Genomic DNA, 7,462 nt, shown 5'->3' with positions numbered 1-7,462 from the left:
GTTGCGCTCCCAATAGCCGTCGAGACGGCCGGCGGCGACGAAGGCGAGGTCGAGCGAGGCGGCGCCGAAACGGCGCAGGCCCGCGACCTCGTTCTGCAGCGCGGCCATCTCGCGGCGCGACTGCTCGTGGTCGCCGCGGCCGATATGCGGCAGGCCGCAGGCGATCACGCATTCGTTCAGCTCGCGGCGGCCGGCGACGCGCAGCCGCTGGTCGTTGAGGAAAGCGCCCTTGCCGCGCTCGGCGATGTAGAGCTCGTCATTCGCCGGGTTGTAGATCACGCCGGCGATGATAGTGCCCTCGCGTGCCAGCCCGATCGAGATCGCGAATTGCGGGATGCCGTGCAGGAAATTGGTGGTGCCGTCGAGCGGGTCGACGATCCAGGTGTGGCTGCTGTCGGCGCCTTCGCGCGTGCCGCCTTCCTCGCCGAGGAAACCGTAGCCGGGCCGCGCCTTGGCAAGATCGGTGTACAGCATCTCCTCGGCGCGCTTGTCCGCGAGCGAGACGAAATTGGCCGGGCCCTTCAGCGAGACCTGCAGGTGCTCGATCTCGCCGAGGTCGCGCTTCAGGCTGCGGCCGGCGCGGCGCGCGGCCTTGACCATGACGTTGATGAGGGCGGAATAGAGCATGCAATCACGCTGGCGAAATGAGGAGGGGCGGTAGCCTTTGCGGCCTTGGGTGCCCTGCCGGGCCCCCGTCGTCAAGGCGGATCATTTGCCGAGCCATTTGCGCCCGGCCGCCTCGGCCCTGGCGCGGTCGGCGGCAGGGACGTCGGCGAGGAATTCGTCCAGCTCGGGGTCGCCCTTGCCGGCGCTTTTCGCGACCCAGTGCCACTTCAGCGCCTCGACCTTGTCCTGCTGCGCGCCCTGCCCGTAGGCCAGCACGCGCGCCAGGCGGTTCTGCGCGATCGGGCTGTTCTGCCTGGCGGCCTTGCGCAACATCGCCACCGCGGCCGGCTGGTTCTTCGGGGTGCCTGACCCGTTGAACATCGCGATCGCATACTCGACCTCGGCATCGACATTGCCGGCGAGCGAAGCGGCCTGGAGCAGCCGCACCGCCTTTTCCGCATCCTTTTCGACGCCGGTGCCCTCCTTGTAGAAGGTCGCAAGCGCATATTGCGCCTCGGGACTGCCTGCGTCCGCAGCCACGCGCAGCAACTCGGCAGCGCGCCGGACGTCCTGCGGCAAGGTCTGGCCGTCGAGATAGAGCAGCGCGAGATTATAGGCCGCCTTGGGATTGCCGAGCTTGGCCGAGGAGGCGAGCAGCTTCACCGCTTCCTCGCGGTTGGTGCTGCCGCCGCGCCCCGAGATCCGCATCATGGCGAGCGCGAACATCGCCTCGCGGTCGCCGGCGTCGGCCGCGCGCTTGTACCATTGGGCGGCCTTGGCGTAGTCGCGCTTGACGCCGAGCGCGTTGGCATAGAGCTCGCCCAGCATGGTCATCGCCTTGGGATCGCCATTGTACTGCGCGCGGGTCGTCGCCAGATCGAAGGCGGTCTTGTACATGCCGCGTTGATAGGCGCCATAGACGAGATCGACATTGGGGGCGTCGAAGACGGAAGGGGGCGCCTGGGTGGTGGTCGGCGCGGGCGTCGGCGTGGGAGTTGGAGTGGGCGCAGGCCTGGGCGTCGCGGGAGGTTGCTTCTTCGCAGCCGTCGGCGCCTTCTTTTCCTTCGGTGCTTCCTTCTTCGGTGCAGCCTTGGTGTCGGCCGCGGGCGGCGCGATCTGCAACTGCGCGAACGCACCCTGCGTGAGCATCAGGCTCGCTGCAACAACCGCTATCGGCCGCAACAACTTCATTCGGCGCGGACTTTTCCGTGGGCCTGCCGATGGGCCTGCGCAATCGCCTGTCCGGCATCGATCAGCGCCGCCCTGGCGCCGCGCGGATCGGCCCAGATGAAATCGCCGACCAGCACGAAATCCGCTCCCGCAGCGGCGAATTCGCCGGCTTCCTCGCGTGAAACGGCAAAGCCGACGCTGGGCGGCTCGAACAACTCGTCCCACCATTGCAGGCGCTCGGCGATCGCTTCCGCCGAAGGCCGCTCGCCTCTCGCATCGGGCTCGCCGAACAGCACGTAGTCTGCGCCGAGCTCGCCCGCGGCCATCGAATCGTGCCGCGTCACGAGTCCGCCGACCCCTGCGATGCGATCCGGCTTCAGCGAGGGCAAGGCCTCCTCCAGTGCGGCAATGCCGGCCAGGTGCGCGCCATCGGCGCCGGCGCGCGCCACCAGCTCGACATGGCCCTCGACCAGCAGCGCCGCGCCCGCATTCTGGATCGCGGGCGCAAGCTGTTTCACGCGCGAGATCATGGTGCGCTGGTCGGTCTGCTTCAGCCGCACCAGCACCGCCGCGACGTCGGCGGCCGCCAGCATGTCCGGCAGCTCCGCGGCGAGGTGGGACGGGTCGTCCACCTCCGGCGTCGCAAGATAGAGGCGCGGCGCCGGACGCGGCGGTGGAGGCTTGGCAGCCAAGCTCAAGCCGCCTTCTTTTCCAGGCCCTGCTCCCAGGCACCCTTGCTGGCGAGCCCGTTCATGTGCGCGCGATGCGCAAAGGCGCGCTGGCCGGCCGCGACATTCTCCGATTTGCCGGACCACGCTTTCTGCGGCGCCGCCTGCAGTGCGCGGCCATAGGAGAATGTCAGCCGCCACGGCAGGCCGCCGATCTTGTTCATGGCGTCGAGATGCGCGGTCGCCTCCTCGTCACTCTGCCCGCCGGAGAGGAAGGCAATGCCCGGCACCGCCGCCGGCACGCAGGCCTTCAGCATGCGCACGGTCTTCTCCGCGACCTCGGCGACGGAGGCCTGCTTTGCGCATTTCTTGCCGGAAATGGCCATGTTCGGCTTCAGCACCATGCCTTCCAGCTCGACGCGCTGCACGCGCAGCTCCTGGAAGGTCTTGTTCAGCACGCGCTGCGTCACCTCGTAGCAGCGGTCGATGTCGTGGTCGCCGTCCATCAGCACCTCCGGCTCGACGATCGGCACGATCTGCGCCGCCTGGCACAGCGCGGCGTAGCGGGCGAGCGCATGCGCGTTGACGCCGATCGCGGTCATCGAGGGAATGCCCGGGCCGCCAGTGCCCGGGCCGCCAGTGCCCTGGCCGATGTCGATCACCGCGCGCCATTTCGCAAAGCGCGCGCCGCGCTCGTAATATTTCTTCAGCCGCTCGGCGAGCTTGTCGAGGCCGACGGTGACGAGCTCGCCCGGACACTGCGGCAAAGCCTGCGTGCCTTCGTCGACCTTGATGCCCGGGATCGCGCCGCTCTGCTCGATCAGCTTGACCAGCGGCGTTCCGTCCTTGGCGTTCTGCCAGATCGTCTCGTCATAGAGGATGACGCCGGAAATATATTTGCGCATCGCCTCGCTCGAGCGGAACAGCATCTCGCGGTAGTCGCGGCGGTTCTCCTCGGTCGATTCGACCTTGATGGCGTCAAAGCGCTTCTTGATGGTGCCGGAGGATTCGTCGGCAGCCAGAATGCCCTTGCCCGGGGTGACCATGGCAACGGCGACTTTGTTGAGTTCGGTAAGGTTCATCGGTCGTTCTCCAGAAGCAAAGCTGCTTTGGCCGCCAAAATAGACGGTTCTCGGGCAAATGAGGAGATTTACGTTGGTCGCAGGTTAAGCGGGGAATGATCGTTGTGCACGGTGTTTTACCCTCCCCTGGAGGGCTATCAAATGCACACATCTTTTGACCGACAGTATTCGGACGACGAAAACTCGAATCTTTTCAGCGGCCGTTGAGCCAGGGACCCCACGCCATTTCCGTGATCGGGGGTCATCTAAGTCCTTGTCTCTGAGTCTGTTTTTGAGATGTGTGAATCTGATAGCCTGGAGGGGGAGGGTCGGCTCAACCTTCTCGGCAAATCTCGGAACTTCACGCCACCCGCGCGATCGCTACGCGACGCGGGGGTCTAGCTCGCCCTTGGTGTAGCGCCTGGCCATCTCGGCCGGAGTCAGCACCTTCCTGATCTTGCTGGCTTGGCCTGCGGTGTTGAACTCCTGCAGCCGCTGCTTGCACAGTTTCGTCATCGCTTCCATCGCCGGCTTCAGGTACTTGCGCGGATCGAACTCTTCCGGATTGTCCTTCAGGACTTTCCGGATCTGGCCGGTCATCGCCATGCGATTGTCGGTGTCGATGTTGATTTTGCGCACGCCGTTCTTGATGCCGCGCTGGATTTCCGCCACCGGCACGCCCCAGGTCGGCTTCATCTTGCCGCCATTGGCGTTGATGATGTCCTGCAGGTCCTGCGGCACCGAGGAGGAGCCGTGCATCACCAGATGCGTGTTCGGCAGCTTGCGGTGGATTTCCTCGATCACCTTCATGGCGAGGATGTCGCCGTCCGGCTTGCGCGTGAACTTGTAGGCGCCGTGCGAGGTGCCCATGGCGATCGCGAGCGCATCGACCCTGGTCTCCTTGACGAACTTCACGGCCTCGTCCGGATTGGTCAGCAGCTGGTCGTGCGACAGCTTGCCTTCGGCGCCGTGCCCGTCTTCCTTGTCGCCCATGCCGGTCTCGAGCGAGCCGAGCACGCCGAGCTCGCCTTCCACCGAGATGCCGCCGAGATGGGCCATGCCGGTCACCGTCCTGGTGACGCCGACATTGTAGTCCCAGTCGCCGGGGGTCTTGCCGTCGGCCTTCAGCGAGCCGTCCATCATGACCGAGGTGAAGCCGGCCTGGATCGCGGTCATGCAGGTGGCGGGCTCGTTGCCGTGGTCGAGATGCACGCAGACCGGAATCTGCGGGTAGATCTCGGTGACGGCATCCATCATGTGGCGCAGCATGACGTCATTGGCGTAGGAGCGCGCGCCGCGCGAAGCCTGGATGATGACGGGCGCATCGAGCGCGGACGTCGCTTCCATGATCGCCAGCGCCTGTTCCATGTTGTTGATGTTGAACGCGGGCACGCCGTAATCGTGTTCCGCCGCGTGATCGAGCAATTGACGCAACGTGATACGGGCCATGTGTCCTGTTCTCCGGGTTGTGCCGAGCGCGGCTGACGGCGCTGCATCGGGCTGGATTTAGAGCATGATCCCGAAAAGTGGGAACCGGTTTTCGGAAAAGATCATGCTCAAACTTTAGCGTGCTCTTAGAACCTCGACGCCGGGCAATGGTTTCCCTTCCATCCATTCAAGAAACGCGCCACCCGCGGTCGAAACATAGGAGAAATCGCCGCCGACCCCGGCCTGGTTGAGGGCCGCGACGGTGTCGCCGCCGCCGGCGACCGAAACCAGCTTCTTCGCCTTGGTCCGCTCGGCGGCATGGCGCGCCGCCACCACGGTGCCGCGGTCGAACGGGGTCATCTCGAAGGCGCCGAGCGGGCCGTTCCAGACCAGCGTCGCGGCATCGTCGATCGCGGCATGGATGCGCGAGATCGACTGCGGGCCGACGTCGAGGATCATGCCGTCGGCCGGGATCGCATCCAGCCCATACGCATGCGAGGGCGCATTGGCCGCGAAGTGGTAGGCGACGACGGCATCGACGGGGAGGATGATGGCGCAGTTGGCGGCTATTGCCTTTTTGAGGATACGCAATGCGGTCGGCGCCAGTTCCTTTTCGCACAGCGACTTGCCGACCGAAACGCCCTGCGCGTGCAGGAAGGTGTTTGCCATGCCGCCGCCGATCACGAGCGCATCGACCTTGGTGACGAGGTTTTCGAGGAGATCGATCTTGGTCGACACCTTGGCGCCGCCGATGATGGCGATCACCGGCTTGGTCGGTGCTTCCAGCGCCTTAGCCAGCGCATCGAGCTCGGCCTGCATGGTGCGGCCCGCATAGGCCGGCAGCTTGTGGCCGAGGCCTTCGGTCGAGGCATGGGCGCGGTGCGCGGCGGAGAAGGCGTCGTTGACCCAGATGTCGCCGAACTTGGCGAGCTCGGCGACGAAGGCGGGATCGTTCTTTTCCTCTGCCTTGTGGAAGCGGGTGTTCTCCAGGCACAGGACGTCGCCGTCCTTCATCGCGGCGATCGCTTTCGCAGCGGGTTCGCCGACGCAGTCCTCGGCAAACGCGACCGGCTTCCCGATGACTTTCGCGAGCGCTTCCGCGACCGGCTTCAGCGAATCCTTAGGCTCGCGGCCCTTGGGCCGGCCGAAATGCGCCAGCAGGATCACCTTGCCGCCCTTGGTCGCGATCTCGATGATGGTCGGCGCGACGCGCTCCAGCCGCGTGGCGTCGGTGACGCGGCCGTTCTCCATGGGCACGTTGAGGTCGACGCGCAGCAGCACGCGCTTGCCCCTGGGGTCGACGTCATCGAGGGTGCGGAAGGTTTTCATGGCTTACTCTCTCCGTCGTGCCCGGTCTTGTGCCGGGCATCCACGTCTTCCCTTTCGGGGGTCAAGACGTGGATGGCCGGGACAAGCCCGGCCATGACGACCGACGAGGATCTTACAGCAGCTTGCCCATCGCGACGGCCGTGTCGGCCATGCGGTTGGAAAAACCCCACTCGTTGTCGTACCAGGACATCACGCGCACCAGCGTGCCGTTCAGCACCTTGGTCTGGTCCTCGTGGAAGGTCGAGGAGTGCGGGTCGTGGTTGAAGTCGATCGAGACGTTCGGCGCGGACGTATAGCCGAGGATGCCCTTGAGCTGCTGCTCGCTGGCGCGCTTCATCGCCGCGTTGATTTCCTTGGCGTCGGTGGCGCGCTTGGCGACGATCTTGAGGTCGACGACCGAGACGTTCGGCGTCGGCACGCGGATCGCGACGCCGTCGAGCTTGCCCTTCAGCTCCGGCAGCACGAGGCCGATCGCTTTCGCCGCGCCCGTCGAGGTCGGGATCATCGACATCGCCGCCGCACGGCCGCGATAGAGATCCTTGTGCAGGGTGTCGAGCGTCGGCTGGTCGCCGGTATAGGCGTGGATCGTGGTCATGAAGCCGGTCTCGATGCCGACGGTGTCGTTCAAGACCTTCGCCACCGGCGCGAGGCAGTTGGTGGTGCAGGAACCGTTGGAGACGACCAGGTGCTCCCTGGTCAGCGTGTCGTGGTTGACGCCGTAGACGATGGTGGCGTCGGCGTTATCGGCGGGCGCGGAGACCAGCACGCGCTTGGCGCCGGCGGTCAAATGCGCGGACGCCTTGTCCTTGGCGGTGAAGATGCCGGTGCATTCCAGCGCGATATCGACGCCGAGCGCCTTCCACGGCAGCTTCGACGGATCGCGCTCGGCCGACACCTTGATCTTGCCGTTGCCGAGGTTGATCGAGTCGCCGTCGACGGTGACGGTTCCGGGGAAGCGGCCGTGCACGGAGTCGAAACGGAGCAAATGCGCATTGGTCTCGACCGGGCCGAGATCGTTGATGCCGACCACCTCGATGTCCTTGCGGCCGGACTCGGCGATGGCACGGAGCACGTTGCGGCCGATGCGGCCAAATCCATTGATCGCGACGCGGAGTGCCATGCTCGATTCTCCTTCTAAAAGCTGATGCCGCCCCGCATGGTTTCCCTCGCGGAGTTCTTACGGCGGAACGCCCGGTTCGG

General features: G+C 65.8%; 7 protein-coding genes. All 7 read right to left on the bottom strand.

The window, feature by feature from the left end:
- Positions 1-627: inositol monophosphatase family protein (locus ACT4OC_RS18655; protein WP_444840501.1), on the bottom strand; the 627-nt coding region annotated here is incomplete at its 3' end.
- Between the two features lie 81 nt (positions 628-708).
- Positions 709-1,797: a tetratricopeptide repeat protein gene (locus ACT4OC_RS18650; RefSeq protein ID WP_444840500.1), complete on the bottom strand. Its 1,089-nt coding sequence runs from the start codon at positions 1,795-1,797 to the stop codon at positions 709-711.
- Positions 1,794-2,468, bottom strand: coding sequence for a thiamine phosphate synthase (locus ACT4OC_RS18645; protein WP_444840503.1), 675 nt, complete (start codon positions 2,466-2,468; stop codon positions 1,794-1,796). Before ACT4OC_RS18645 ends, ACT4OC_RS18650 begins: the two co-directional genes overlap by 4 nt.
- A 2-nt stretch (positions 2,469-2,470) precedes the next feature.
- Positions 2,471-3,526: a class I fructose-bisphosphate aldolase gene (locus ACT4OC_RS18640; protein ID WP_444840499.1), complete on the bottom strand. Its 1,056-nt coding sequence runs from the start codon at positions 3,524-3,526 to the stop codon at positions 2,471-2,473.
- Positions 3,527-3,886: 360 nt separating this feature from the next.
- Positions 3,887-4,954 (bottom strand): class II fructose-bisphosphate aldolase, encoded by a 1,068-nt coding sequence (gene fba, locus ACT4OC_RS18635; RefSeq protein WP_444840498.1) that lies wholly within the window; start codon positions 4,952-4,954, stop codon positions 3,887-3,889.
- Positions 4,955-5,068: 114 nt separating this feature from the next.
- Complete coding sequence (locus ACT4OC_RS18630; protein ID WP_444840497.1) at positions 5,069-6,262, bottom strand: phosphoglycerate kinase; 1,194 nt, start codon at positions 6,260-6,262, stop codon at positions 5,069-5,071.
- A gap of 112 nt (positions 6,263-6,374) precedes the next feature.
- Complete coding sequence (gene gap / locus ACT4OC_RS18625; protein WP_444840496.1) at positions 6,375-7,382, bottom strand: type I glyceraldehyde-3-phosphate dehydrogenase; 1,008 nt, start codon at positions 7,380-7,382, stop codon at positions 6,375-6,377.
- Between the last annotated feature and the right edge of the window lie 80 nt (positions 7,383-7,462).

Source organism: Bradyrhizobium sp. (assembly GCF_052389815.1).
Classification (GTDB): Bacteria; Pseudomonadota; Alphaproteobacteria; order Rhizobiales; family Xanthobacteraceae; genus Bradyrhizobium.
Note: the sequence above shows the minus strand (reverse complement) of the source record. Positions and strands in the feature narration are given on the sequence as shown.

Coding starts and splice junctions, on each gene's coding strand:
- ACT4OC_RS18650 (WP_444840500.1), bottom strand. CDS start 1,797: ATGAAGTTGTTGCGGCCGATAGCGGTTGTTGCAGCGAGCCTGATGCTC.
- ACT4OC_RS18640 (WP_444840499.1), bottom strand. CDS start 3,526: ATGAACCTTACCGAACTCAACAAAGTCGCCGTTGCCATGGTCACCCCG.
- fba (WP_444840498.1), bottom strand. CDS start 4,954: ATGGCCCGTATCACGTTGCGTCAATTGCTCGATCACGCGGCGGAACAC.
- ACT4OC_RS18630 (WP_444840497.1), bottom strand. CDS start 6,262: ATGAAAACCTTCCGCACCCTCGATGACGTCGACCCCAGGGGCAAGCGC.
- gap (WP_444840496.1), bottom strand. CDS start 7,382: ATGGCACTCCGCGTCGCGATCAATGGATTTGGCCGCATCGGCCGCAAC.